Here is a 23,539-nt window from a genome sequence, read left to right as displayed (position 1 = left end):
CAAAAGAAAAAGCCCGCAGCCATTGCGGTCTGCGGGCAGCCCTTCTTGCGAAGGACGGGGAGAGCTCATGAAGTGCGCCCCCGCAACTTCATGGCGAGAGGAATCATGCGCCTCCCACCCCGTCCTCGTCCTTGATGGCGATCAATCCGATTGCACTGCGGCGGGACTGTCTCAGGCCAGCAACGCGGCAACCAGATCCTTGCTGCGCGCAGCGGCCGGTGCTTCCTCGAAATGCAGCGCGCTTTCGACGTGATTCAGGTGTTCCACCATCAGCGCCACGGCGCGCTCGGCGTCGCCCGCCTTGGCGGCATCGATGAACGCACGGTGTTCGTCCGACGAACACGTGGCATCGCGCCGGCTTTGGTACAGCATGGTGATGACCGCGCTGCGCATCGACAGCTCACGCATGATTTCGGTCAGCACATTGTTGCCCGCCACTTCGGCCAGCACGATATGGAAGTCGCCCAGCAAGCGCGTCCGCGTCTGCGCATCGTTGCCGGCCAGCGACTTGCGCTCGGCCACCAGATGCTTCTCGATGCGCTTGTAGTCGGCTGGCGTGGCGCGGGCCACGAACTCGCGCGCCAACGCGGCTTCCAGGATGCGCCGCACGGCAAAGACCTCGCGCGCTTCTTCGGCGCTGGGCTTGGCGACGAACGCGCCCTTGTCCGGCACGATCTGGATGACCTTGTCCTTGGACAGCATCAGCAGCGCCGCCCGCACCTTGGTACGGCTGACGCGGTAGACGCTGGCCAGCGCTTCCTCGCGCAGCTTGGTACCTGGCGGCAGCCGGTGGGAGACGATGGCCGCGACGATATCGTCGGCAATCGCCTCGGCGGTCATGTCTGGATCGATATGCTCGGGCATGGTGTGCGCGTCTCTTGCCGGACCTGCGCGTTGACTGGGATGGCGTGATTCTAGCGCCCCGAGGCCACCCCGGGCAGCGGCGCTGGCACCGGGACTTCCCGGACGCCATCCACCACGGCCGACAGGCCTTCGTCCAGTTCGCCAACCGGGATGGTGCCGTTGAGCACGCCGTGGGCACGTTCGCGGTCGATATCGTGCTCCCAGGCCGCCACCACGACGGTAGCCACGCAATTGCCGATCAGGTTGCCAACGGCGCGGGCGATGCCAATGAACCAGTCCACCGACAGCACCAGCACCAGGCCGATGGCGGGAATGGCCGGGTGGGCCGACAGCGTGGCCGCCAGGATCACGATTGCCGAGCCCGGAATGCCGTGCGCCCCCTTCGACGTGACCAGCGCCACGGCCAGGATGCCGAGCAGGTCGCCCAGCGCCAGCGGCGTATTGGTCGCCTGCGCGATAAACACGGCCGCCAGCGTCAGGTAGATCGAGAACGCGTCAAGGTTGAACGAGTAGCCGGTGGGTATCACCAGGCCCACCACCGACTTCTTGATGCCCATGTATTCGAGCTTCTTCATGACCTGCGGCAGCACGCTGTCCGACGACGCCGTGCCCAGCACCACCAGCAGTTCGGCGCGCAGGTAGCGGATCAGCTTCAGCACCGAGAAGCCGCACAGGCGCAGGATCAGCCCCAGCACGCCCAGCACGAAGATCGCCACGGCGCCGTAGAACAGGATCACCAGGAAGCCCAGCTGCTTGAGCGACCCGATGCCGTACTTGCCCACGGTGAACGCCACGGCGCCCAGCACCCCCAGCGGCGCCAGCTTGATGATGAAGCCCATCATCTTGAACAGCGTGGCCGAGAAGTTGTCGATCATCCGCACCAGCGGCTTGCCCGGTTCGCCCACCACCGACAGCGCGCAGCCGAACAGCACCGATACAACCAGCACCTGCAGCACGTCGCCGCTGGTGAACGCGCCCATGATCGTGTTCGGGATCAGCTTCATCAGGAAGTCCACCATGCCGGCGCTCTTCACCTTGTCGGCCGACTCGATGTACGCCGCCATGGCCGAGATATCAAGGCTGCGCGGATTCACGTTCATGCCCGTGCCCGGCTGGAACACATAGGCCAGCACGATGCCCAGCGCCAGCGCGATGGTCGTCACGACTTCGAAGTAGACCACCGCCTTGATGCCCACGCGGCCCACCTTCTTGAGTTCGCCGGCGCCGCAGATGCCTGCCACCACCACGCAGAACACCACCGGCCCAATCAGCATCTTGATCAGCTTGATGAAACCGTCGCCCAGCGGCTTGAGCTTGGCTGCGAATTCGGGAAAGGCGAGCCCCAGAAGGGTGCCGAGCGCCAAGGCAATCAGTACCTGGCCAAACAACGAACGGGTGAAGCGCGTGTGCAGGCGGCCAGCGGCGCGCTGCGTGGGTACGGCATGCTGCATTGTTGTCTCCGTGCCGGGCGGGTCCGTGGCGCATCGGTTGCCATCGGCCTGCCCTGATCTGGTTCAGGGGTGCCCGCCGTCACATGCCTGCCGACGCCGGGCTGGATGCACCTTCCGGAAAGACCGGCGGCCAAACTGCCCGCCTGCCTTGCCCCACGCGGAAAGCCCCCCTGTTGAGGCGGAATCCACGCAATCCACTTGTCCGGACCGGATTGTCCGCGGCGGATTGTCGGTGCGTGGAGGCCAATATAGTGCATATCATTTTTGTATGCAATTTTTGAATTCACTGTGCTACTATGAATCGCACAGAATAGAGAGCACGGCCCCGGGCGCCCGCCCGGACTGGCAGGTTTGCCAGGCATCCCCGGACCGGCTCAGGCACCACCAGCAGGAGAGACACGCACATGGCAGCAACCCCTACGCCGTTGTCCGCTGACACCGGCACCCGCATCATGGCCTGGGCCGACAGCCTGGCCGTTCATACCGACCAGCCCGGGCTGCTCACGCGCACGTACCTGACCGACGCCCACCACGGCGCGGCCGCGCAGTTGACCGAGTGGATGCAGGCGGCCGGCATGACCGTGCGCCGCGATGCCGCTGGCAACGTGATCGGCCGCTACGAAGGCACCGAACCCAATGCCCCTGCATTGCTGACCGGTTCGCACTTCGACACCGTGCGCGACGCCGGCCGCTTCGACGGCAACCTGGGCGTGATCCTGCCGATTGCCTGCGTGGCCGAGTGGAATCGCCAGGGCAAGCGCTTTCCGTTTGCGCTGGAAGTGGTCGGGTTTGCCGAGGAAGAGGGCGTGCGCTTCAAGGCCACGCTGCTGGGCAGCCGTGCCATCGCCGGCACGTTCGACAACAACGTGCTTGACAACGTCGATGATTCCGGCAAGACCATGCGCGAAGTCATGCGCGCCGCCGGCTTCGACGCCGCCCAGCTGCCGGCCGCCAAACACGATCGCAGCAAGGTGCTGGCCTTTATCGAGGTGCATATCGAGCAGGGCCCGGTGCTGCTGAACGAAGGCCTGCCCGTGGGCGTGGTCACCGCGATCTCGGGTGCCACGCGCTTTATCGTCGAACTCGAAGGCCTGGCCGGCCACGCCGGCACGGTGCCGATGGACATGCGCCGCGACGCCGCGATGGCCGGCGCCGAGATTGGCCTGTTCATCGAGAAGCGCTGCGGCGGCAAGCCGGGCCTGGTCGGCACGGTGGGCCAGTTCAACGTGCCCAATGGCGCCACCAACGTGGTGCCGGGCCGCGCGACGTTCTCCATTGATATCCGTGCCGGCATCGACGCCGAGCGCGAGGCTGCCGTCAACGACGTGCTGGCCGAAATCGAACGTGTCTGCGCGCGCCGCAACGTGCGCGTGCAGATCCGCAAGACGCACGAGGCGGCCAGCGTGCCGTGCGCGCCGTGGCTGCAGTCGCAATGGGCCGCCGCCGTGGAGCGCCAGGACGTACCCGTGCGTCACCTGCCCTCCGGTGCCGGCCATGACGCCATGGCCATCGCCGCCATCGCCGATGTGGCCATGCTGTTCGTTCGCTGCGGCAACGGCGGCATCAGCCACCATCCCACCGAGACCATGACGGCCGAAGACGCCCAGACCGCGGCGCGCGTGTTCGCGGACTTCGTCGAACACTTCCACCGTCCTCAATAAGCCCACCCGGCAACCAGAAAACTCCGAGATACAGAGATGACCGCACGAGACAACATGAATCCCATCGAATCCACGCTGACCCAGTACATCGACCAGCACCGCCCGCAGCAGGAAGCGTTCCTGGCCGAACTGGTCAAGGTGCCCTCGGACAACCCCGCCGGCGACTGCGAGGCCCACGGCAAGCGCGCCAAGGAACTGCTGGAAGGGCTGGGCTTCAAGGTGGAGGCGCACTCGGTGCCTGACGAACTGGTCAAGGCGGCCGGCATGATCAGCGCCACGAACCTGCTGGTGCGCAAGACGTTCGGCAGCGGCGGCCCCACCATCGCCATGAACGCGCACGGCGACGTGGTGCCTCCGGGCCTGGGCTGGACCAAGGACCCGTACGGCGGCGAGATCGCCGACAGCGAGCACGGCCCGGTCATGTACGGCCGCGGCGTGGCGGTGTCGAAGTCGGACTTCGCCACCTACGCCTACGCCGTGCTGGCGCTGCAGGAAGCCGAGAAGCAGGGCGCGAAGATCAACGGCACCGTGGAACTGCAATTCACGTACGACGAGGAAACCGGCGGCGACATCGGCCCGAAGTTCCTGCTCGACGAAGGCTTGACCAAGCCCGACTACGCGATCTCGGCCGGCTTCTCGTACGGCATCACGTCGGCGCATAACGGCTGCCTGCATGTGGAAGTGACCGTCAAGGGCAAGCAGGGCCACGCCGCCATGCCGCACACCGGCGTCGACGCCATCGAAGCCGCCACGCATATCCTGCACGCGGTGTACGGCCTGCGCGCCGAGCTGGCGACGCGCAAGAGCAAGGTGCCGGGCATCGACACCGCCACGCTGAATGTCGGCCTGATCAAGGGTGGCATCAACACCAACGTGGTGCCTGACCTGGTCACGTTCCGCGTGGACCGCCGCATGATTCCGGAAGAGATCGGCTTCGACGCCGAAGGCGAGCTGCGCGCCGTGGTGGAAAAGGCCGCCAAGGACCGTCCGGGTATCGAGGTCAAGGTCGAGCGCATCATCCTGGCCGAGCCGCTGTCGGAACTGCCGGGCGTGGACAAGCTGATCGGTGCACTGAAGACGCGCGCCGAATCGGTGTTCGGCGTGGAGATCCCGGTGCAGGGTGTGCCGCTCTACACGGATGCGCGCCACTACACGAGCCGTGGCATCCCCACCGTGCTGTACGGCGCCGGCCCGCGCACGCTGATGGAAGCCCGCGGCCACAACTCCGACGAGAACCTGCGCCTGAACGACCTGAACCGCGCCACCAAGGTGGTGGCCCTGGCGCTGTCCGACCTGATGGGCTGAGCCATCGGCTTCGGCAACCCCGCAGAACCCTGTAGCACCCCCTTGTTGTGATGATGGCCCGCTGGCGTTTGCCGGCGGGCCTTTTTTCATCGGAGGCGCGAGTCGCGCGTGGCTATTCGGCCAGATTTTCTCCGGGCACGGCCAGGCTCACCAGCCAGCGCCGCACCACGGCTTCCTCGTCGGATGTCAGCCCCGCACGCAACTGCCGGTCGACCTCGCCCGCGCGTACCTTGCACTGCGCCAGCAGCGCCTTGCCGGTCTCGGACAGCGCGATGGTCTGGATACGCCCATGCACCGGATGCGGCTGGCGCACGATTGCACCCATCTTCTCCAGGTTGCCCATGATGACGCTGACGGTCTGCGGCGTCAGCAGCGCCAGCCGCGCGACATCGGCGCCGGAGATGCCGGGATAAGCCCCGAGCATGGTCAGCACAAAGAACTGGGGCAGGGTGACGCCCAGATCGGCCAGCGCGCGCTCCATATGCAACCGGTTGGCCGCGCTGGCCTGCCGCAGCAGGTAGGCCAGGTAACCGCTTTCGCCACGCTTGCCTTCGCCCGGTGCCGGAATCGCCACGGTGTCGGCCGCCTTGCTGTCCGGTTTCGCCGGGTTCTTCCCCGCGTTCTTGCCGTCGTTTTTCCCTTTGCCCGGCAGGGTCTTTGCCATGATATCAGAGCTCTTACATTAATCTTCGAACTCTGACATCTTACCCGAAGGAGTTCGACATGGATTTCCAGGCTTTCACGCAGACCGCGCCCGATGTGTACGCGTCGCTGGGTGGCGTCAGCAAGGCGGTGACCGCGTCCGGCATGGACAAGGCGCTGACCGAACTGGTCAAGCTGCGCGTCTCGCAGATCAACGGCTGTGCCTTTTGCCTGCAGTTCCATCTGAACATCGCGCGCAAGCTGGACATCGACCCGCGCAAGTTCGACCTGCTGGCCGGCTGGCGCGACGCCGGGATCTATGCCGAACGGGAAATGGCCGCGCTGGGCTGGGCCGAAGCCCTGACACAGCTGACCGATCCGTCGGCCCGCGATGGCGCGCTGGCCCGGGCGCAGGCCGTGTTCGACGAGAAGGAACTGGTGTTCCTGGCCGCGACCATTGCCTCGATCAATGCCTGGAATCGTATCGCTGTCGGGCTGCACTTTCCGCCGCCGCCGGCCGAAGCCAGTCGGAGCCAGGCATGAGCGCGACCGTCGCCGGACAAGTCCCCGGGGAAATCGCCGGGCAAATCCGGATCCGCCGCCTGGAAACGGCTGCCGAGGTGGCCGACGCCTTTCCGCTGATGCACCAGCTGCGCCCCCACCTGGCCGATGCCGCCGAGCTGGTCACGCGCTGGCGCCGCCAGACCGGCGACGGCTACCACCTGGCCGGCCTGTGGGACGACGGCAGGCTGGTGGCGCTGGCCGGTTACCGCTTCGCCGACAACCTGATCGTCGGTCACCATATGTATGTGGATGATCTGGTCACCGACGCCAACGCACGCAGCGGTGGGTACGGCCGGCAGCTGATGGACTGGCTCAAGGCCGAGACCGAGGCGGCCGGGTGTACCCAGCTTGTGCTTGATACCCCGCTTACCAACGTGCTGGGGCATCGCTTCTACTACCGCAACGGCCTGCTGGCGCGGGCCCTGCGCTTCTACTTTCCGATCGACTGATCCGATTCACCTGAGCGAAACATGGCAACCCTGCTTCACCTGAACGTCAGCCCGCGTGGCGACGGCTCCACCAGTCGCCGCGCGGGTCAGCTCGTGCGTGCGGAACTGGCCGCCCTCCATGGCGAACTGACCGTGATCGAGCGCGACCTGGCCGCCCAGCCGCTGCCCCCCATCGACGCCGCCTTTACCGACGCCAACATGGCGGTGGCCGCCGGGCGCACCGACGCCGATCCGGCCGCGCTGGCGCTCTCGGAAACGCTGATCGCCGAGTTGCAGGCCGCAGACTTGGTGCTGATCACATCGCCGATGCACAACTTCACGGTGCCGGCATCGCTGAAGACCTGGATCGATCTCGTCGTCCGGTCAGACCGCACGTTCGCCCGTACGCCGCAAGGCAAGCAGGGCCTGCTGCGCGACCGCCCGGTGCTGGCCGTGGTGTCGTGCGGGGGCCGGTTCTCGGACGACGCCGCGAGCCAGCGCGACTTCTTCAGCCCGTACCTGACCTACGTGCTGGAAACGATCGGGCTGAAGCGCGTGGAGATCCTGCGCATGGAAAGCACGTCGCGCGGCCCCGAGCATGTGGCGCGCGCCTTCGACAAGCTGCAGTCGTGGTGCGCCACGGCCGTGCCGGCGCTGCTGGCGCAGGGGTTGCCTGGCGACTAGCGCAGGGCGTCGGGGTCGGGCAGCGTCGTGTCGCCCGCGCCCAGCGGGCGCTGCATCAGCACGGTGTCGATCCACTGGCCGTGCTTGAGGCCCACCGATTCCAGCCGGCCGACGGTGCGAAACCCCAGCCGTTCATGCACGGCCACCGATCCCGCCCCTTCGCCGCTGGATGTCAGCGCCACCACGGCCACCATCTGGCGCCACGGGCCGGTCTCGCAGCGCGCGATCAGCTCGGCCAGCAACGCACGGCCCAGGCCTTCGCCGGTATGGCGATGGTCGATATAGATCGAGTCCTCGATGGCGAACCGGTAGGCACTGCGGGCGCGGTAGCTGGACGCATAGGCGTAGCCCAGGATCTCGCCATCGCGCTCGGCCACGATGTAGGGCAGGCCCTTGCGCAAGACCTCGGCAAAACGCAGCCGCATGTCGTCGGCCGTGGGCGCGACCTCCTCGAACGAGGCACGGCCGTGCTGCACATGGTGCGCGTAGATGGCGTGGATGGCGGGAACGTCGGCGGGCGTGGCATCGCGCAGGCTGAACGGCTTGCGGACGGGAATGGCAGTGGCTTCGGGCAGGGCGGACACGGTTTCTCTGAATAGTGCAGGGCAGCGCCGGCAGGGTGCCGGCGGCCCTGAAAGACGGGTGGTCATGCCCATGCACGATGCATGCCCGCCACATCCCGTACCTTACCGCGCCAGCGTGGTGCGTGCGCGCGGCACGGCTGTATAGTGCGGGATATTCGAACGCACCGAAAGCAGGCAGAAGGAGCCGCCATGATCACGATCTACCACAACCCCCGTTGCTCCAAGTCCCGCGAAACGCTGGCACTGGTGGAGACGGCGGCGCAGCGCCTGGGCGAACCGGTGGAGATCGTCGAATACCTGAAGGCGCCCCCCACGCTGTCCACGCTGCGCCAGTTGCATACGATGCTGGGCGTGCCGGTGCGCGAGATGATCCGCGACGGCGAGGCCGTCTACAAGGAACTGGACCTGGCCGATTCGGGCCTGACCGACGCCGAACTGCTGGCGGCGGTGGCCGACAACCCGATCCTGCTGCAGCGTCCGGTGGTGGTGCGCAACCGCCGCGCCGCGATCGGGCGCCCTCCCGAGAACGTGTCGCCACTGCTGAAGTGAGCCGCCCGCTGTTGCGGCGCACAAAATAGAACCGGCCTCCCCAAGGGAGGCCGGCCGGTCAGTTGGCGATTCGCTTCAGGCGAGTCGTCGTTATTCAACACCCAGCCAGTGCATGGCCTCCTGACCGAAACTGATGCCTGCCAATACGAACAGCAGCACGATCGCGGTGACCGCGCTCACATAGATCAGCGCCTTGGCGACTTCGGCATCTTCCGTTGAGGAATGGAAATGCGAAACGACGTTGGTACGCGCGTGGGAGCGATGCGGCCAATGCAGCCTGCCTGACAGGTCCTTGAGATGAAGGTCTGGATGGAAACGCATGGTCATACCTCCTCGGCATGCCGCCGCGCATCGGGGACGGCCGCTCTCGTGGCCCGATCAGGCCATCGCACGCTTCCAATATAGGAGACGCCGCGCAAATGTGGTGCCCTTGTCGCCACTGCCGGCCGCCAATGGCCGCCGGTGCTTGTGGGCTAGCGCACCGATTTGCCCGGACCTCCCGATGGATGTGAGGCATCGCTTTCGCTGGGACCCTCTTCAGGCAACGCGTCAGGCGATGATGCAAGCGCCGCCAGGCGCGCTTCGCGCGTGCGCAGTTCTGCGAGCATGTTGCAGAACAGGGCGCCTTGCTCCAGGGCATCGTCCAGCGCCACGTGGGTATGCGGCAACGGATCGTGCCAGTGTTCCGGAAAGGCGGCCTTGACCGACTTCCGGTACGGCCGGCCCGTCAGCGCGAAGCCCAGCGTCTTGATGTCCAGCGCAGCCCAGCCAAACGGCGAGCGGCCGGCAAATCGCATCATGTACCAGAACATCCAGGTGAAATCGAACCCTGCCGGAAAGGCGATGAAGACCGGCTTGCCCGGCAGCTTCTCGACCCACTCCACGTAGCGCGGCAGCACGTCCTCGGGGCGTTCCAGGTCGCGCCGGCAGGCTGCCCAGGCAGCGGGCTGGGTCTTCCACCACTGCATCTGCACCGGATGGCCCGCCGCGCCGGGCAGGGTCTCCAGGTTGGCCGAGAACGTGCTGATGACGGTCTTGTCCGCCAGCATGGCGGCGGATGCGAACGACAGCATCGAATGCGGTCCCGGAATCGGGCCGTCGGCCTCGACGTCGGTGCTGACGTAGATCTCAGGGCGCGCGTCTGGCGGCTGCTTCTTGGCCATGCGTCAGGCCGCGTCGATCAGGTGGTCGGCCACAAACGGGTTGTTGCGGCGCTCCTCGCCGAACGTCGACGCCGGGCCGTGCCCGGGAACAAAGGTGACGTCGTTCCCCAGCGGCCAGAGCCGCGTGCGGATCGAACGGACCAGGTCGGCATGATTGCCGCGCGGGAAGTCGGTACGGCCGATCGATCCGGCGAACAGCACGTCGCCGACGATGGCCAGCCGGTTTGCGCGGGAGAAGAACACCACGTGACCCGGCGTATGGCCCGGGCAGTGGTAGACCTCCAGCGTTTCGCTGCCGAAGGTGACCGTGTCGTCGTTCTGCAGCCAGCGGTCGGGCTCGAAGACTTCCGCCTGTCCAAAGCCGAAGCGGCGCGTCTGCTCGGGCAGCTGTTCGATCCAGAAACGCTCGTCCTCCTGCGGGCCTTCGATCGGCACGCCGTACTGGCGCGCCAGCGCGGCGGCGCCCGCGCAGTGATCCACGTGGCCATGGGTCAGGAAGATCTTTTCCAGCGTCACGCCCTGTTCGTTGATGGCTTCGGTGATGCGGCTCAGGTCGCCACCTGGATCGCAGACGGCGGCGCGCTGCGTGGCTTCATCGATCAGCAGCGAACAGTTCTGCTGGAAGGGCGTCACGGGGATCAGAATGACTTTCATTTTTGTGATCTATCAGCCTGTTCTGGCGGGTGCTTTCGTGGGGGTCAGGGTCGCCCGGAGGGTGGTCCATTGTAGCCGCCGATAGCGACCCCGACAGATCGTGCAACGTTTGAATCGAGCCCGAAAATCGTCTGAAAGTTACGTTGTGCGCACTCTGATTTCGCGCCGCGGCAATCGGCGCAATCCCTTGCCAGGCGGTGGATTGCGGGGAATTGCACGGCGTTGTAACAGATTTCGTAACAAAATCAAGGCACTAGCTTGAAACGACCGGTGTTAGACTTCGCGCCATGTCCAGTCTGCCCCTTTTTCGTCCGGGGTCCGTGCGCGAAGCAGCGCCCGGGTCCAGCCGCTTCCTGCGTCAGTGCGCGATCATCGTATCGGCGCTGCTGCTGGCTGCGTGCGCGACGCCGCCGGGCGGCGACACCGACAACGCCACGAACACCACTGGCGCACTTTCCACGAAGGCGGCCAAGACGGCGCGGTCCAACGCCAATGCGAAGACCGACGATCGCGGCAACTGGAACCTGTTCGGCTGGCAGGACGAGAACGCCCCGTCGCAACCGTCGATCGACGGCCTGCGCGCTGACATGGGTACGTTCGAGCAGCGCGGCATGGCATCGTGGTACGGCAAGGGCTTTCATGGCCGCAAGACGGCCAACGGCGAACGCTTCGACATGCGTGCCATGACGGCGGCGCACCCGTCGCTGCCGCTCGACAGCTGGGTACTGGTGCGCAACCTGCGCAACAACAAGGTGGCCGTGGTCCGTATCAACGACCGTGGCCCGTACCACGGCAACCGGATCCTCGACCTGTCCTACGCTGCGGCCAAGCGCCTGAGCTTTGTCGACCACGGCGCCACGCAAGTGGAAATCCGCCGGCTGTCGCGCACCGAGGTGGCGGCGCTGGGTCCGAACCTGGAAGCGGGTGGCATGGAAGCCGGTGACGGCAGCGGCGCCGACGAGGTGCCCGATACCGCCAACACACTGGTGCCGGCGAAGTCGAAGGCCAAGGCCAGGCCCGGCAAGACTGCCGTCAAGCACAAGCACAAGTAAGGCGATGCGGACCGGCCGGAACCCGATTCTCGCGCTCCCGTCCTCCCGCCCGCTGCTTCCCTCGCAAGTAAGAAAATTCTCAAAAGGCACGATCTCCCGGATCGTGCCTTTTTGTCTTTCAGGCGTCCCCGTCTTCCGCACCGTCCGCGCGCTGCGCCAGCGCCAGCTTGTACAGCGCATCGGTCCTGGCGCCGGTAATGGCCGCGGCCAGCTTGGCGGCGCGCTTGGCTGGCAGCTCCGCCAGCAACAGCTTCAGCACGCGCTGGGCCTCGGCATCGGGCGCATCGGCGTCGCCGCCTTCGGCGCGGCCAGCCCCTTCCACCACCAGTACGAATTCACCCTTGCCGCGCGTCGCTTCGGCGGCCAGCCAGGCAGGCGCCTCGGCCACGGTCAGCATCGGCGTTTCTTCAAACAGCTTGGTCAGTTCGCGCCCGATCAGCAGCCGGCGCGTGCCAGGCAGGCCGGCTGCCAGTGCGGCAAGGGTTTCGGCGATGCGGTGCGGGGCCTCGTAGAACACCCATGCGTGATCGAGCGTCGCCAGGCCGGCGACGGCGTCCTGGCGGGCCTTGGGCTTGCCGGGCAGGAATCCGACGAACGTGAAGCGGCCTTCGCCGGCTTCGAGCATGTCGCCAGCCACGGAAAGCGCCGTCACGGCCGCGCTGGGCCCCGGCAGGGGCACCACGTTCAGGCCGGCCTTGCGCACGGCTTCCACGAGCCGGGCGCCGGGGTCGGAAATGCCGGGCGTGCCGGCATCCGATACATACGCGATGCGCTCGCCGGCCGACAGCCGTTCGACGATGCGTACGGCGGCCTCGCGCTCGTTGTGCTCGTGGACGGCCACCAGCGGCCGCTGCAGCCCCACGCGCGACAGCAGCTGGCCGGTGTTGCGGGTGTCCTCGCAGGCGATGGCGTCGGCCAGGCCGAGCACATGCAGCGCGCGCAGCGACAGGTCGGCCACGTTGCCAATGGGCGTGGCCACCACGTAAAGGGTGCCGGCAGGGTACGTCTGGCCGGCGGCCAGCTGGGTCCAGTCACTCATGCTTGAGAACTTCCGTTGAATCACTCATTCAAATCCACCACGCAAGCCAACGTGCGCACGACGACGCAACGCGGCGCGCTGGCCGAAGACCGCGCGCTGGCCTATCTTCAGCGGCAGGGGCTTGCGCCGCTCGTCCGCAATTATCGCTGCAAAGGCGGCGAGATCGACCTGATCATGCGTGCCGCCGACGGTACGCTGGTGTTTGTGGAGGTCCGGCAGCGCCGCGGCCGCGGGTTTGGCGGGGCGGCGCAGAGCATCACGCCGGCCAAGCAGCGGCGCGTGCTGCATGCGGCGGCACACTACCTGTCCGCGCTGGACGACGTGCCGCCATGCCGCATGGACGTGGTGGCCATGGACGCCGGCCGGATCGACTGGCTGCCAGGCGCGTTCGATCTTACGTCGGCCGACGGGAACAGTGGCGCGGGCGCTGCGTCATAATGCGCGGGATAGTGCAGATGTCACCAGACCATGAGTATTGAAAGTATCGAGCAGCATTTCCTGGACAGTGCCGACACCAAGCGGCAGGCCGCCACGCTGATGGCGCCGCATATCGACGCCGCCGTGGAGCGGATGGTGACGGCGCTGACCAGCGGCAACAAGATCCTGGTGTGCGGCAACGGCGGGTCCGCTGCCGACGCCCAGCACTTTGCCGCCGAACTGATCGGGCGCTTCGAGCGCGAGCGCCCGGGGCTGGCCGCCATCGCCCTGACCACCGACAGTTCGATCCTGACCGCCATCGGTAACGACTACGACTTCTCGGTGGTGTTCTCGAAGCAGGTGGAAGCCCTGGGCCAGCCCGGCGACATCCTGCTGGCACTGTCCACGTCTGGCGATTCGGCCAACGTGGTGGCCGCCATCCAGGCGGCCCACCAGCGCGACATGGGCGTGGTGGCGCTGACCGGCAAGGGCGGCGGCCGGATTGCCACGCTGCTCGACGAATTCGATATCCACCTGTGCGCGCCCAGCGACCGCACGGCCCGCATCCAGGAAGTGCATCTGCTGACACTGCACTGCCTGTGCGATGGCATCGACGAAGCGTTGCTGGGCGAAGCATGAAGCCCGGGCGGCCCGGAACGGAACAAGTTATCCCCGGATATCCACAACGCTGCCCACAACCTATGCACAGGATTCGCCACGTCTTCCACAGCCTTATCCACAGGCATGGCGAAAACCTGAAACCGCAACCTGTTTCACGCATCCTTACGGCATCCACCCAGAACCCAAGAACCGCATGACGAACGTGACCACCCAAAAGAAGACCTCTCCCGCCCGCCTGGCCCGTACGGCCGTCACAGTGGCCGCACTGCTGGTGTCGGCCACGCAGCTCGCCGGTTGCTTCCCTGTACTGGCCGGCGCCGTGGGCACCGGCGTGGTGATGGCCACCGATCGCCGTCCGACCGGCACGCAGGCCATCGACCGTGGCCTGCAGGTGGAGATCGACAGCACGCTGAGCCAGCGCTACAGCGACAGCCAGGCGCGCGTGAGCACCACCGTGTTCAACCGCAAGGTGCTGCTGACCGGCGAGGCCGCGAATGCCCAGATCAAGCAGCAGATCGAGCAGTACGTGCGTGGGCTGTCGAATACGCGTGACGTGGTCAACGAGCTGGAAATCACGGCTTCGCCGGACTTCATGACCCGCAGCAACGACACCTACCTGACCAGCAAGGTCAAGACGCTGCTGGTGACGGCCGACGGCGTGCCGGCCAACTCGATCAAGATCACTACCGAAAAGGGCGTGGTGTACATGCTTGGCGTGGTCACCAATGCAGAAGGCGACAAGGCCACCGACGTGGCCCGCAACGCCAGCGGCGTGCAGAAGGTGGTCAAGGTGTTCGACTACGTGAGCGAAGCCGAGCGGGCACGCCTGGACCAGGCCGCCTCGTCGCAGAACGGCAACGCGGGCAGCGACGCCGTGGGTACGCCTGCGCCGGTGCAGGCCGTACCGGGCAGCCAGCCGAACGCGCCGGTGACGTCGGATGCGCCGGCATCGATGGGCACCTCGGGTGCCACGACCAGCCCCGTTGCCGCGCCGGTGTCGTCGCCGGTGGCGCTGCCGCCGGGCCGCAATCTCCCCTGACTTATCTAAGGAAAGTGCCATGACACCCCTGTCGCGACTCCCGATCTCCCTGCGTTGGATGGCCGGTATCGCGGCGGGACTGTGTGCCGCGCCGCTGCTGGCGCAGACGCCGGCAGTGGCGCCGGCGCCGTCATCGGCACCCTCGGCACCCATGACCACCGGCCCCGCCGACGCCGGCAAGATGACGATCGAGGTCCAGCGGTCGCGCACCGAGCAGGCGCGCAACCAGGCGGCATCGTGCGCCGTCTGCCATGGCCCGGACGGCAAGCCGCCGGCCGATAGCCAGGTGCCCCGGCTGGCTGGCCGTCCGCAGGCAGAGCTGGTCGAGCTGATGCTCAACTTCAAGAATGGCAAGCGTCCCGGCACCGTGATGCCGCAGATTGCCAAGGGCTACAGCGACCCCGAGATCATCGCCATCTCCGCGTGGTTCGCGGACCAGAAATAGACCGATGCACCGACGATCCGTACTGAAGGCGGCGCTGGCCGCGACGGCGCTGGGCGGACTGACCGCGCGCCAGGCACGTGCCGCCGCCCCGGCGAAGGTCGTGGTCATCGGCGGCGGCTACGGCGGCGCCACCGCCGCGCGCTACCTGCGCACCTGGAGCCGAGGCGCCGTGGACGTGACCCTGGTGGAGCCCGATGCCGCCTTCGTCTCGTGCCCGCTGTCGAACCTGGTGGTGGCCGGCTACCGCCAGATGGCCGACATCACCGTGCCCTACGACACGCTGGTCAGGCGCCACGGCGTGAAGCACGTGCGCGATTCGGCCTCGGCCATCGACCTCGGCAAACGCACGGTGCGGCTGGCCGGCGGCGCGACGCTGCCCTATGACCGGCTGGTGCTGTCGCCGGGCGTGGAAATGCAGACCGGGGCAATCGACGGGCTGTCGGCGCCCGGTGGCGATCAGATCGTCCATGCGTGGAAGGCCGGCCCGCAGACCGATATCCTGCGCCGGCAGCTGGCCGCCATGCGCGACGGTGGCACGTTTGCCATCACGATTCCGCTGGCGCCGTACCGCTGCCCGCCTGGGCCGTACGAGCGCGCCTGCCTGGTGGCCGACTACCTGAAGCAGCACAAGCCGCGCAGCAAGGTGCTGGTATTCGATGCCAATCCCGATATCACGTCGAAGGGCGCGCTGTTCCGCCAGGTCTGGCAGACCCGCTATGCGGGCATGATCGAGTACCGGCCCCAGCACGAGACGGTGGGCATCGACCCGGCCACCCGTACCATCCGCTTCGACGTGCAGGACGACGAGCGCGTGGACGTGGTGAACCTGCTGCCGCCGCAACGGGCCGGCGCCATTGCGGTTGCTGCCGGACTTGCCACGGCCAACGGCCGCTGGTGCGAGGTGGATTTCCTGACGATGGCGTCGCGGGTGGCGTCGGACGTACATGTGCTTGGCGATGCCGTCCAGATTGCGCCACTGATGCCCAAGTCCGGCACCATGGCAAACCAGCACGGCAAGGTGGCCGCCGCCGCCATCCTGCAACTGCTGGCCGGACGGGCCCCGGATCCGTCGCCGCTCTATACCAATACCTGCTACAGCTTCACGTCGTCGACCGAGGCTATCCACATCGCCAGCGTGCATCGCTACGATCCCGCCGAGCGGACGATGCTGACGGTGCCGGGGTCCGGCGGGCTGTCCACGGCACCGAGCGCACTGGAAGGCCAGTACGGCCTGGCCTGGGCCCGCAGCATCTGGGCCGACATGCTGGGGTAGGCCGGGGCTACCGTGCGGTGTGGCGCCAGCGCCACGATCAAAAACCGCAGGATCGTGCAATGCGTAGCCGGCGCGGGCTGCTACGCTAGCCGTGCCGAACGTCCATGCCCCCTGTCTGGCCACAATCAGGACGCGGCCTTCTCTCAACGATCATGCAAGCCAAAGACCGTCTGCTCGCCCTCGCCATCATCGTGGTCTGGGGTGTCAATTTCGTCGTCATCAAGGTAGGCCTGTCCGGCGTGCCCCCGATGCTGCTGGGTACGCTGCGCTTCAGCCTGGTGGTGTTCCCGGCCATCTTCTTCATTCCGCGCCCGCGCATTCCGTTGCGCATGCTGGTGGCCTATGGCGCGTCGATCAGCCTGGGGCAGTTCGCGTTCCTGTTCTATGCCATGGCCGTGGGCATGCCGGCCGGGCTGGCGTCGCTGGTGTTGCAGTCGCAGGTGTTCTTCACCGTGGCCATTGCCGCGCTGTGGCTGGGTGAGCCGGTACGCTGGCACAACCTGGCCGGCATGGCGATTGCCGCCGGCGGGCTGGCACTGATCGGCAGCGCCGCGGCGCACGGTCCCGGCGGCATGACGGTGGCGGGCTTCCTGCTGACGCTGTGTGCGGCGCTGTGCTGGGCAACGGGCAATATCGTCAGCAAGAAGATCGGCCCGGTCGACCTGCTGGGGCTGGTGGTGTGGGGCGCGCTGATCCCCATCGTGCCGTTTGCGCTGCTGTCGCTCTGGTTCGAAGGCCCGGCCCGCATCGCCGACGCGCTGACCCATGTCTCGGGCAACGCCTTATTCGCCGTGGCCTACCTGGCCTTTGCCGCCACGCTCTTCGGCTACACCATGTGGGGCCGCCTGCTGACGCGCTACCCGGCAAGCAAGGTGGCGCCGCTGACGCTGCTGGTACCGGTGGTGGGGCTGTTGTCGGCCCACCTGCTGCTGGGCGAGGACCTGGCTGCCGCGCAATGGGCCGGCGCCGTGGTGGTCATGGCCGGCCTGCTGCTGAACGTGTTCGGCAACCGGCTCTGGCCGGGCCGGGCACTGGCACGCCGATAGCGGCCAACTGTGGCGCAAGCGCCAGCCAGACTGCGGGTTAACCCGCAATAGGGCGACATTTCCCACCCGTTTTGCGCATATGGTTATCACTGTCGCATCCGTATACGCGCCTTGACTTCAGGCAAAATAGCGGACTGGCCGCATATGCCCGGGAGCCCTCAACGATCACCGCAGGGCGCTCCTGAGAAGCCCGCCCCAACGGCGGCCAGCGCGCGCCGCGCCGTGGAGCAATCCGAGCGCGGGCATTTGCCGTCCCCACGGCTCTCATACAGTTTGGAGCACAACACATGAAGCAGTTTGTCATCGCCGCCGCGCTGCTGGCCGCCGCCGCGTCCGCGCACGCCGCCGTCGACGCCGCCAAGGCCCAGGCCATCGCCAACAAGAACGCCTGCATGGGCTGCCATCAGGTAGACAAGAAGCTGGTTGGCCCGGCCTTCAAGGACGTGGCCGCCAAGTACAAGGGTGACAAGGATGCCCTGACCAAGTTGTCGGCCAAGGTGAAGAACGGCGGTTCGGGCGTCTGGGGCCCGGTGCCGATGCCGGCCAACGCCGCCGTCAGCGACGCCGATATCAAGACCGTGGTGGAGTGGGTTCTGGCCGGCGCACCGGCCAAGTAATCCAGGCTCTCGCCTGGGCGGGCGGCTGGCAGTGCCGGCGGCCCGCCACGTTTAACGTATTCGCATAATGCATGCATGGGCCGGCGACGCACCGGCACGGCAGGGGTCGACAGGAAACCGGGTAGTACGGAACACAGCAAGATGAACGCAAAACGACGAGATGTACTGCGGATGACCGCCGTATTGTCGCTGATGGCCGCCACCGGCCTGATCAGCGAGGCACAGGCCGCGGAATGGAACAAGACCGCCTTTGACGGCAAGAGTGTGGCCGACGTGATCAAGGCCCTGGGCGGCAGCGGCACCGAGAAGAGCAGCGCCATCACCTTCAACGCCCCGGACATCGCCGAGAACGGCGCCGTGGTGCCGGTGGCGGTGACCAGCAACATCCCGGACACCGAGCAGATCGCGATCCTGGTGGAAAAGAACCCGAACACGCTGGCGGCCGATTTCACGATCCCGGCCGGCACCGAGCCGTTCGTGTCCACGCGCGTGAAGATGGGCCAGACGTCGGTCGTCCATGCCGCGGTCAAGGCCGGCGGCAAGTGGTACGTGGCATCGAAGGAAATCAAGGTCACGCTGGGCGGTTGCGGCGGCTGAACGCCGCTGGACCGTTGCACCGTTCGAGACCAGATTTCCAGATAACTGCTGACAGGAGAAGCACATGGCAGACCCGATGCGCGTTCGCGCCACTGAAAACGGCGGCGTCGTAGACGTCAAGATTCTGATGAAGCACGACATGGAAACCGGCCAGCGCAAGGATTCGGCCGGCAAGATCATTCCGGCCTGGCATATCCAGACCGTGGTGGCATCGTGCAAGGGCAAGGAAGTGTTCCACGCGCAGTTCGGCGCGGCCGTGTCCAAGGACCCGTTCCTGAACTTCAAGTTCAAGGGCGGCGCCAAGGGCGACAAGGTCACGGTGACCTGGGTCGACAACCGCGGCGACAAGCGCACCGACGAAGCCACCATCGCCTGATGGCCTGAAACTGGCCTGATACGGGCGAAGGAGAAGCAGTATGCGTCGAGCATTCATTCGTGCCACGGCGGCCCTGGCCGCCATCGGGCTGTCGGCCAAGGCCGGAGCCCAGCAGGCCCCGGCGGCTTCGTCGGGCAAGGGCCGCGTCAAGGTCGTGTACCAGTTGTCGGACGGTATCGACCAGGCCGTGCGCGCCATGTCGAACCTGCGCAACCACCTGAACGGCGCACCCGACACCAGGATCGTGGTCGTGGCGTTCGGCTATGGCGTGGACTTCCTGGTGGAAGGCGCCAAGGATGCGCGTGGCAACACGTTCGAGGCCGCCGTGGCGGCGCTGACGTCGTCGGGCGTGGAGTTCCGCGCCTGCCGCAACACGCTGACCGCGCGCCGGATTTCCGAGCAAAGCCTGCTGATGGACGCCAAGGTGGTGCCGGCGGGCGTGGTGGAAATCGCGCGCCTGCAGTTCGACGAAGGCTACGCCTATATCAAGCCGTGATGGATCGGGGCGGCCGCTGCGGATCGTCGCGGGCCGCCCGGGTTCACTGACAAGCCGTCCGGCAACGAGCCGCCGGACCCGCACAAGAAGGCCGTCCGTCCGCCAGCCATGCGGCGCGATGGCGAGGAGAATCCCCCAATGGTTACCGTGCGCAACATCCGCCGTCTGCGCCGCACCGTGGCCCCCGCGCTGGTGGCGCTGGGCGCCGTGGCTGCCGCCGTCACCGCGACGCTGTCCGGCCCCGCGCTGGCGCAGGACAACACCGCCGAGGAAATCGCCAAGTACCGTCAGATGCTGGCCGAAGGCAATCCTGCCGAGTTGTGGGAAGCCGCCGGCGAGGAACTGTGGAAGAAGCCTGCCGGCCCGAAGAACGCATCGCTGGAGCAATGCGACCTGGGCAAGGGCCCCGGCGTGACCAAGGGCGCCTACGCCGAGCTGCCGCGCTACTTCAAGGACACCAACAAGGTGATGGACCTGGAGCAGCGCCTGGCGTACTGCCGCGTGACGCTGCAGGGCCTGACGCAGGAAGAGGCCACGAAGAACCACTTCGCATCGCAGGGCAAACCTTCGGACATCGAGCGCCTGGCCGCCTTCCTGACCGGCGAATCGCGCGGCGTGAAGATGAACGTCCAGCTGACGCACCCCGAGGAAAAGCGCGTCTACGCCCTGGGCCAGAAGATGTTCTTCTACCGTGCCGGCGCCTATGACTTTGCCTGCGCCACCTGCCACGCCGTGGACGGCCAGCGCATCCGCCTGCAGGACCTGCCGAACCTGATGACCCAGAAGGGTGCTCAGGCCGCGTACACCACGTGGCCGGCGTACCGCGTGTCGCAGGGCGAGGTCCGCACGATGCAGCACCGCCTGTACGACTGCCTGCGCCAGCAGCGATTTCCCGAACCGGCCTACGGCTCCGACGTGATCACCGCCCTGACGATGTTCCTGGCGAGGAACGCCAACGGCGGCACGTACGACGGCCCGAACATGAAGCGCTGAGCACGGAGCAGAACAACATGAAGACACTCCATACGATGGCCGCCGCCGCGCTGGTGCTGCTGGCCGCCTCGGGCGCGCATGCGCAGACCGCCGCCAAGGGCGCCAAGGCCGACAAGCCGGTGAAGGTTTCCGACGCCGACGTGCGCCAGATGATCGAATCGTCGTTCACGTCGAAGGGCCCGGCCACGGTCGAGGGCGTGATCAACCAGGACGCCACGCAGAAGGCCTGCAGCCAGTACCCGGATCGCCTGCACGTGCCGGCCGCCGTGGCGAAGAAGGTAGAGGCCGCCGAGCTGAAGCAGGTGAAATACCCGGCCGACAACAACTTCATCGGCGACTGGAAGGAAGGCGAGAAGATTGCCCAGAATGGCCGCGGCATGCAGTTCTCGGACCAGGTGGGCGCGCCCAACGGCGCCAACTGCTACGCCTGCCACCAGCTGACCAAGGCGGAGATCTCGTTCGGCAATATCGGGCCGTCGCTCTACAACTACGGAAAGCTGCGCGGCAACTCGCCCGACGTGGTGCGCTACACGTGGGGCAAGATCTGGGATTCAAACGCGTACAGCGCATGCTCGAACATGCCGCGTTTTGGCCACAAGGGCATCCTGACCGAACAGCAGATCCGCGACGTGATGGCTCTGCTGCTGGACCCGGCCTCGCCGGTCAACCAGTAAGGGCGGCGTGATGCGCGCGCGGCGGGTGGCGACGATGTGGCTGCTGGCCGTGCTCGGCATGGCCGGCGCACTCGCCCATGCCGCCGAGGTGGGTGACACCATCCACCTGCCCGACGTAAAACTGCTCGACGGCCGCACGGTGCCTGCCTCGCAATGGGCGGGCAAGCCGGTGGTGATCGAGTTCTGGGCGTCGTGGTGCCCGTTCTGCGCGCTGCAGAATCCGCGCCTGCAGGCGCTCTACGACAAGACGCGCGGCACCAGGCTGCAGGTGCTGACCATCAGCATCGACAAGCAGCCGCAGGACGCCGTGGCGTACCTGAAGCAGCGCGGCTATACATTCCCGGCGGCGATGGATTCGGATGCGCTGCGCCGTGCCTTCGGTGCCCGCAAGGGCCTGCCCGAGCTCTACGTGCTCGATGCCCAGGGGCGTGTGGTGCAGAAGGAAGTCGGCGAGATGATCGACGACGACGTGGCCGCGCTGGCGCGCTACGGCAAGCCGTAGCCGCGCGCTGCGGATCAAACGGATAACAGCATGAACCGACGCGAGTTCCTGCAGGTGCTGGCCGTGGCCGGCGCCGGAGGCATGACATTCCCCGGCGGCGACGCCCAGGCGGCCCAGGCTGCCGCGCGGCTTTATGACGTGCCGCGCTTCGGCAACGTCCACCTGCTGCACTTTACCGATTGCCACGCGCAGTTGAAGCCGGTGCATTTCCGCGAGCCGAACGTGAACCTGGGCGTGGCCGAGTGGGCCGGCAAGCCCCCGCATCTGGTGGGCGACGCATTCCTGCGCCAGTACGGCATCGCGCCGGGCAGCGCCACCGCGCACGCGTTCACATACCTCGATTTCACGGAAGCGGCGCGCCGCTACGGCAAGGTGGGCGGGTTTGCCCATCTGTCGACGCTGATCCAGCGCATGAAGGCCAGCCGGCCCGGTGCACTGCTGCTGGACGGTGGCGACACCTGGCAGGGATCTGCCACGGCGCTGTGGACCAGGGGGCAGGACATGGTCGATGCCGCGCTGCAGCTTGGCGTCGACGTGATGACGCCGCACTGGGAAATGACGCTTGGCGCGGACCGCGTCAAGCAGATCGTCGACAACGACTTCAAGGGCAAGGTGTCGTTCCTGGCCCAGAACGTGAAGACCAACGACTTCGGCGACCCGGTCTTCGATCCTTACGTGATTCGCGAGATGAATGGTGTGCCGGTGGCCATCATCGGCCAGGCGTTCCCGTACACGCCCATCGCCAACCCGCGCTACCTGGTGCCGGACTGGACCTTCGGCATCCAGGAAGAGAACCTGCAACAGGTGATCGACGAAGCGCGCGGCAAGGGTGCGAAGGTAGTGGTACTGCTGTCGCACAACGGCATGGATGTCGACCTGAAGCTGGCGTCGCGCGTGCGCGGGCTCGATGCCATCCTGGGCGGCCATACCCACGACGGCGTGCCGGCGCCGGTTCCGGTGAAGAACCCTGGCGGCGTCACGCTGGTGACCAATGCGGGGTCGAACGGCAAGTTCCTGGGCGTGCTGGACTTCGATGTACGCAACGGCAAGGTGACCGACTTCCGCTACAAGCTGCTGCCGGTCTTCGCCAACTTCCTGCCGGCCGATCCGAAGATGAACGCGCTGATCCAGAAGGTGCGTGCGCCCTACGAGAGCAAGCTTGGCGAAGTGCTGGCGGTGAACCGCGGCCTGCTGTACCGGCGCGGCAACTTCAACGGCACCTTCGACCAGCTGATCCTGGATGGCCTGATGGCCGTGCAGGACGCCCAGATCGCATTTTCGCCAGGTTTCCGCTGGGGCACCACGCTGCTGCCCGGCGAGAACATCACGATGGAAGCGCTGATGGACCAGACGGCCATCACGTACCCCTACACCACCGTGACGCCGATGACCGGCGAGACGATCAAGACCATCCTGGAAGACGTGGCCGACAACCTGTTCAACCCCGACCCGTACTACCAGCAGGGTGGCGACATGGTGCGCGTGGGCGGGCTGCAATACACCATCGACCCGAACCAGCCGATCGGCAAGCGCATCACCGACATGCGCCTGGCCGGCCAGCCCGTGGATGCCGGCAAGACCTACAAGGTGGCCGGCTGGGCCCCCGTTTCGGAGGAAGCCCGCCAGACCGGCGGCGCCCCGATCTGGGACGTGATGGCCCAGTGGCTGCGCGCCAGCAAGGAAGTCAGCGCCCGCCCACTGAACCTGCCAACGGTGCGCGGCATGGATGGAAATCCAGGCATGGCAGCCGCCTGAATCGAGGACAAAGTGTTGGATCGATGCGATTGAAAGGCCGCTCGGGAT

At 66.7% G+C, this 23,539-nt stretch carries 29 protein-coding genes; 21 read left to right on the top strand and 8 right to left on the bottom strand.

Translation table 11 applies throughout. From position 1 onward, the window contains the following. Positions 1-171: 171 nt before the first annotated feature. Both ACOABP_RS08250 and ACOABP_RS08245 read right to left on the bottom strand, forming a co-directional pair. On the bottom strand, positions 172-864 hold the full coding sequence (locus ACOABP_RS08250; RefSeq protein WP_474227683.1) for a GntR family transcriptional regulator: 693 nt from the start codon (positions 862-864) through the stop codon (positions 172-174). A 50-nt stretch (positions 865-914) separates the two neighbouring features. Then, a complete protein-coding gene (locus tag ACOABP_RS08245; protein ID WP_474227682.1) occupies positions 915-2,315 on the bottom strand; it encodes a C4-dicarboxylate transporter DctA in 1,401 nt (466 codons plus the stop codon). A 404-nt stretch (positions 2,316-2,719) separates the two neighbouring features. On the opposite strand from ACOABP_RS08245, the gene ACOABP_RS08240 reads away from it, so the two are divergent. Both ACOABP_RS08240 and ACOABP_RS08235 read left to right on the top strand, forming a co-directional pair. Beyond that, a complete protein-coding gene (locus ACOABP_RS08240; protein ID WP_474227681.1) occupies positions 2,720-3,976 on the top strand; it encodes an allantoate amidohydrolase in 1,257 nt (418 codons plus the stop codon). A 36-nt stretch (positions 3,977-4,012) separates the two neighbouring features. Then, a complete protein-coding gene (locus ACOABP_RS08235) occupies positions 4,013-5,281 on the top strand; it encodes a M20/M25/M40 family metallo-hydrolase (RefSeq protein WP_474227680.1) in 1,269 nt (422 codons plus the stop codon). Between the two features lie 112 nt (positions 5,282-5,393). On the opposite strand, the gene ACOABP_RS08230 is transcribed toward ACOABP_RS08235, so the two are convergent. Continuing rightward, positions 5,394-5,945, bottom strand: a complete 552-nt coding sequence (locus tag ACOABP_RS08230) for a MarR family winged helix-turn-helix transcriptional regulator (protein WP_474227679.1) — start codon at positions 5,943-5,945, stop codon at positions 5,394-5,396. Between the two features lie 59 nt (positions 5,946-6,004). On the opposite strand from ACOABP_RS08230, the gene ACOABP_RS08225 reads away from it, so the two are divergent. From ACOABP_RS08225 to ACOABP_RS08215, 3 genes are read left to right on the top strand one after another with little or no spacing between them, the layout of a single operon-like run. After that, positions 6,005-6,466 carry a carboxymuconolactone decarboxylase family protein gene (locus ACOABP_RS08225; protein WP_474227678.1) on the top strand — a complete coding sequence of 154 codons (462 nt, stop codon included), beginning with the start codon at positions 6,005-6,007 and terminating at the stop codon, positions 6,464-6,466. After that, positions 6,463-6,936 (top strand): GNAT family N-acetyltransferase, encoded by a 474-nt coding sequence (locus tag ACOABP_RS08220; protein WP_474227677.1) that lies wholly within the window; start codon positions 6,463-6,465, stop codon positions 6,934-6,936. Before ACOABP_RS08225 ends, ACOABP_RS08220 begins: the two co-directional genes overlap by 4 nt. A 21-nt stretch (positions 6,937-6,957) precedes the next feature. Then, positions 6,958-7,599 (top strand): FMN-dependent NADH-azoreductase, encoded by a 642-nt coding sequence (locus ACOABP_RS08215; RefSeq protein ID WP_474227676.1) that lies wholly within the window; start codon positions 6,958-6,960, stop codon positions 7,597-7,599. Here ACOABP_RS08215 and ACOABP_RS08210 read toward each other — a convergent pair. Then, entirely contained in the window at positions 7,596-8,183 is a 588-nt protein-coding gene (locus tag ACOABP_RS08210; protein ID WP_474227675.1) for an N-acetyltransferase family protein, read from the bottom strand. The two genes, ACOABP_RS08215 and ACOABP_RS08210, sit on opposite strands and share 4 nt — an antisense overlap. A 189-nt stretch (positions 8,184-8,372) precedes the next feature. Here ACOABP_RS08210 and arsC point away from each other — a divergent pair, with 189 nt between their 5' ends. Next, positions 8,373-8,732: an arsenate reductase (glutaredoxin) gene (gene arsC / locus ACOABP_RS08205; protein ID WP_066736700.1), complete on the top strand. Its 360-nt coding sequence runs from the start codon at positions 8,373-8,375 to the stop codon at positions 8,730-8,732. Between the two features lie 90 nt (positions 8,733-8,822). Here the strand turns inward: arsC and ACOABP_RS08200 are convergent, their stop codons facing one another. The 3 genes from ACOABP_RS08200 to ACOABP_RS08190 form a co-directional block, all read right to left on the bottom strand. Then, positions 8,823-9,053, bottom strand: a complete 231-nt coding sequence (locus ACOABP_RS08200; RefSeq protein WP_066736699.1) for a hypothetical protein — start codon at positions 9,051-9,053, stop codon at positions 8,823-8,825. A gap of 152 nt (positions 9,054-9,205) precedes the next feature. After that, the gene (locus tag ACOABP_RS08195) at positions 9,206-9,895 is read right to left on the bottom strand and encodes an exonuclease (RefSeq protein ID WP_474227674.1); all 690 of its coding nucleotides are present in this window, start codon (positions 9,893-9,895) and stop codon (positions 9,206-9,208) included. Positions 9,896-9,898: 3 nt separating this feature from the next. Further along, entirely contained in the window at positions 9,899-10,549 is a 651-nt protein-coding gene (locus ACOABP_RS08190; protein ID WP_474227673.1) for an MBL fold metallo-hydrolase, read from the bottom strand. Positions 10,550-10,836: 287 nt separating this feature from the next. Here ACOABP_RS08190 and ACOABP_RS08185 point away from each other — a divergent pair, with 287 nt between their 5' ends. Continuing rightward, the gene (locus tag ACOABP_RS08185) at positions 10,837-11,601 is read left to right on the top strand and encodes a septal ring lytic transglycosylase RlpA family protein (RefSeq protein WP_474227672.1); all 765 of its coding nucleotides are present in this window, start codon (positions 10,837-10,839) and stop codon (positions 11,599-11,601) included. A gap of 118 nt (positions 11,602-11,719) precedes the next feature. Here ACOABP_RS08185 and rsmI read toward each other — a convergent pair whose 3' ends face one another. Next, positions 11,720-12,640, bottom strand: coding sequence for a 16S rRNA (cytidine(1402)-2'-O)-methyltransferase (gene rsmI, locus ACOABP_RS08180; protein ID WP_474227671.1), 921 nt, complete (start codon positions 12,638-12,640; stop codon positions 11,720-11,722). A gap of 15 nt (positions 12,641-12,655) precedes the next feature. Between rsmI and ACOABP_RS08175 the strand changes: the two genes are divergently transcribed. The 14 genes from ACOABP_RS08175 (at position 12,656) to soxB (ending at position 23,491) form a co-directional block, all read left to right on the top strand. Beyond that, the gene (locus tag ACOABP_RS08175) at positions 12,656-13,078 is read left to right on the top strand and encodes a YraN family protein (protein ID WP_474227670.1); all 423 of its coding nucleotides are present in this window, start codon (positions 12,656-12,658) and stop codon (positions 13,076-13,078) included. A gap of 30 nt (positions 13,079-13,108) precedes the next feature. Then, a complete protein-coding gene (locus tag ACOABP_RS08170; protein ID WP_474227669.1) occupies positions 13,109-13,696 on the top strand; it encodes a phosphoheptose isomerase in 588 nt (195 codons plus the stop codon). Between the two features lie 175 nt (positions 13,697-13,871). After that, on the top strand, positions 13,872-14,717 hold the full coding sequence (locus ACOABP_RS08165) for a BON domain-containing protein (protein WP_474227668.1): 846 nt from the start codon (positions 13,872-13,874) through the stop codon (positions 14,715-14,717). 19 nt (positions 14,718-14,736) lie between these two features. Further along, positions 14,737-15,162: a c-type cytochrome gene (locus tag ACOABP_RS08160; protein ID WP_474227667.1), complete on the top strand. Its 426-nt coding sequence runs from the start codon at positions 14,737-14,739 to the stop codon at positions 15,160-15,162. Positions 15,163-15,166: 4 nt separating this feature from the next. Continuing rightward, positions 15,167-16,435: an NAD(P)/FAD-dependent oxidoreductase gene (locus ACOABP_RS08155; protein ID WP_474227666.1), complete on the top strand. Its 1,269-nt coding sequence runs from the start codon at positions 15,167-15,169 to the stop codon at positions 16,433-16,435. A gap of 152 nt (positions 16,436-16,587) precedes the next feature. Continuing rightward, the gene (locus tag ACOABP_RS08150; RefSeq protein WP_474227665.1) at positions 16,588-17,481 is read left to right on the top strand and encodes an EamA family transporter; all 894 of its coding nucleotides are present in this window, start codon (positions 16,588-16,590) and stop codon (positions 17,479-17,481) included. A gap of 287 nt (positions 17,482-17,768) precedes the next feature. Beyond that, positions 17,769-18,098 (top strand): c-type cytochrome, encoded by a 330-nt coding sequence (locus tag ACOABP_RS08145; RefSeq protein WP_066736677.1) that lies wholly within the window; start codon positions 17,769-17,771, stop codon positions 18,096-18,098. A 141-nt stretch (positions 18,099-18,239) separates the two neighbouring features. Beyond that, positions 18,240-18,695: a thiosulfate oxidation carrier protein SoxY gene (soxY, locus tag ACOABP_RS08140; RefSeq protein ID WP_066736675.1), complete on the top strand. Its 456-nt coding sequence runs from the start codon at positions 18,240-18,242 to the stop codon at positions 18,693-18,695. Positions 18,696-18,759: 64 nt separating this feature from the next. Further along, positions 18,760-19,071, top strand: a complete 312-nt coding sequence (gene soxZ, locus ACOABP_RS08135; protein WP_474227664.1) for a thiosulfate oxidation carrier complex protein SoxZ — start codon at positions 18,760-18,762, stop codon at positions 19,069-19,071. Between the two features lie 40 nt (positions 19,072-19,111). Beyond that, a complete protein-coding gene (locus tag ACOABP_RS08130; RefSeq protein ID WP_066736671.1) occupies positions 19,112-19,567 on the top strand; it encodes a DsrE family protein in 456 nt (151 codons plus the stop codon). A gap of 138 nt (positions 19,568-19,705) precedes the next feature. Continuing rightward, entirely contained in the window at positions 19,706-20,560 is an 855-nt protein-coding gene (gene soxA / locus ACOABP_RS08125) for a sulfur oxidation c-type cytochrome SoxA (RefSeq protein WP_474227663.1), read from the top strand. A gap of 17 nt (positions 20,561-20,577) precedes the next feature. Beyond that, the gene (soxX, locus tag ACOABP_RS08120) at positions 20,578-21,234 is read left to right on the top strand and encodes a sulfur oxidation c-type cytochrome SoxX (RefSeq protein WP_474227662.1); all 657 of its coding nucleotides are present in this window, start codon (positions 20,578-20,580) and stop codon (positions 21,232-21,234) included. Between the two features lie 10 nt (positions 21,235-21,244). After that, positions 21,245-21,736, top strand: coding sequence for a TlpA disulfide reductase family protein (locus ACOABP_RS08115; RefSeq protein ID WP_474227661.1), 492 nt, complete (start codon positions 21,245-21,247; stop codon positions 21,734-21,736). Positions 21,737-21,766: 30 nt separating this feature from the next. After that, positions 21,767-23,491, top strand: a complete 1,725-nt coding sequence (gene soxB, locus ACOABP_RS08110) for a thiosulfohydrolase SoxB (protein ID WP_474227660.1) — start codon at positions 21,767-21,769, stop codon at positions 23,489-23,491. Positions 23,492-23,539: the final 48 nt, after the last annotated feature.

This window comes from Cupriavidus sp. HE11 (genome assembly GCF_056097175.1).
The sequence above is the reverse complement of the archived record's forward strand: the minus strand, read 5'-3'. Positions and strand labels throughout refer to the sequence as shown.

Coding starts and splice junctions, on each gene's coding strand:
- ACOABP_RS08220 (WP_474227677.1), top strand. CDS start 6,463: ATGAGCGCGACCGTCGCCGGACAAGTCCCCGGGGAAATCGCCGGGCAA.
- soxX (WP_474227662.1), top strand. CDS start 20,578: ATGAAGACACTCCATACGATGGCCGCCGCCGCGCTGGTGCTGCTGGCC.
- ACOABP_RS08155 (WP_474227666.1), top strand. CDS start 15,167: ATGCACCGACGATCCGTACTGAAGGCGGCGCTGGCCGCGACGGCGCTG.
- soxZ (WP_474227664.1), top strand. CDS start 18,760: ATGGCAGACCCGATGCGCGTTCGCGCCACTGAAAACGGCGGCGTCGTA.
- ACOABP_RS08240 (WP_474227681.1), top strand. CDS start 2,720: ATGGCAGCAACCCCTACGCCGTTGTCCGCTGACACCGGCACCCGCATC.
- ACOABP_RS08150 (WP_474227665.1), top strand. CDS start 16,588: ATGCAAGCCAAAGACCGTCTGCTCGCCCTCGCCATCATCGTGGTCTGG.
- arsC (WP_066736700.1), top strand. CDS start 8,373: ATGATCACGATCTACCACAACCCCCGTTGCTCCAAGTCCCGCGAAACG.
- ACOABP_RS08230 (WP_474227679.1), bottom strand. CDS start 5,945: ATGGCAAAGACCCTGCCGGGCAAAGGGAAAAACGACGGCAAGAACGCG.
- soxA (WP_474227663.1), top strand. CDS start 19,706: ATGGTTACCGTGCGCAACATCCGCCGTCTGCGCCGCACCGTGGCCCCC.
- rsmI (WP_474227671.1), bottom strand. CDS start 12,640: ATGAGTGACTGGACCCAGCTGGCCGCCGGCCAGACGTACCCTGCCGGC.
- ACOABP_RS08250 (WP_474227683.1), bottom strand. CDS start 864: ATGCCCGAGCATATCGATCCAGACATGACCGCCGAGGCGATTGCCGAC.
- ACOABP_RS08245 (WP_474227682.1), bottom strand. CDS start 2,315: ATGCAGCATGCCGTACCCACGCAGCGCGCCGCTGGCCGCCTGCACACG.
- ACOABP_RS08130 (WP_066736671.1), top strand. CDS start 19,112: ATGCGTCGAGCATTCATTCGTGCCACGGCGGCCCTGGCCGCCATCGGG.
- soxB (WP_474227660.1), top strand. CDS start 21,767: ATGAACCGACGCGAGTTCCTGCAGGTGCTGGCCGTGGCCGGCGCCGGA.
- ACOABP_RS08235 (WP_474227680.1), top strand. CDS start 4,013: ATGACCGCACGAGACAACATGAATCCCATCGAATCCACGCTGACCCAG.
- ACOABP_RS08165 (WP_474227668.1), top strand. CDS start 13,872: ATGACGAACGTGACCACCCAAAAGAAGACCTCTCCCGCCCGCCTGGCC.
- ACOABP_RS08160 (WP_474227667.1), top strand. CDS start 14,737: ATGACACCCCTGTCGCGACTCCCGATCTCCCTGCGTTGGATGGCCGGT.
- ACOABP_RS08170 (WP_474227669.1), top strand. CDS start 13,109: ATGAGTATTGAAAGTATCGAGCAGCATTTCCTGGACAGTGCCGACACC.
- ACOABP_RS08185 (WP_474227672.1), top strand. CDS start 10,837: ATGTCCAGTCTGCCCCTTTTTCGTCCGGGGTCCGTGCGCGAAGCAGCG.
- soxY (WP_066736675.1), top strand. CDS start 18,240: ATGAACGCAAAACGACGAGATGTACTGCGGATGACCGCCGTATTGTCG.
- ACOABP_RS08115 (WP_474227661.1), top strand. CDS start 21,245: ATGCGCGCGCGGCGGGTGGCGACGATGTGGCTGCTGGCCGTGCTCGGC.
- ACOABP_RS08195 (WP_474227674.1), bottom strand. CDS start 9,895: ATGGCCAAGAAGCAGCCGCCAGACGCGCGCCCTGAGATCTACGTCAGC.
- ACOABP_RS08190 (WP_474227673.1), bottom strand. CDS start 10,549: ATGAAAGTCATTCTGATCCCCGTGACGCCCTTCCAGCAGAACTGTTCG.
- ACOABP_RS08145 (WP_066736677.1), top strand. CDS start 17,769: ATGAAGCAGTTTGTCATCGCCGCCGCGCTGCTGGCCGCCGCCGCGTCC.
- ACOABP_RS08225 (WP_474227678.1), top strand. CDS start 6,005: ATGGATTTCCAGGCTTTCACGCAGACCGCGCCCGATGTGTACGCGTCG.
- ACOABP_RS08215 (WP_474227676.1), top strand. CDS start 6,958: ATGGCAACCCTGCTTCACCTGAACGTCAGCCCGCGTGGCGACGGCTCC.
- ACOABP_RS08200 (WP_066736699.1), bottom strand. CDS start 9,053: ATGCGTTTCCATCCAGACCTTCATCTCAAGGACCTGTCAGGCAGGCTG.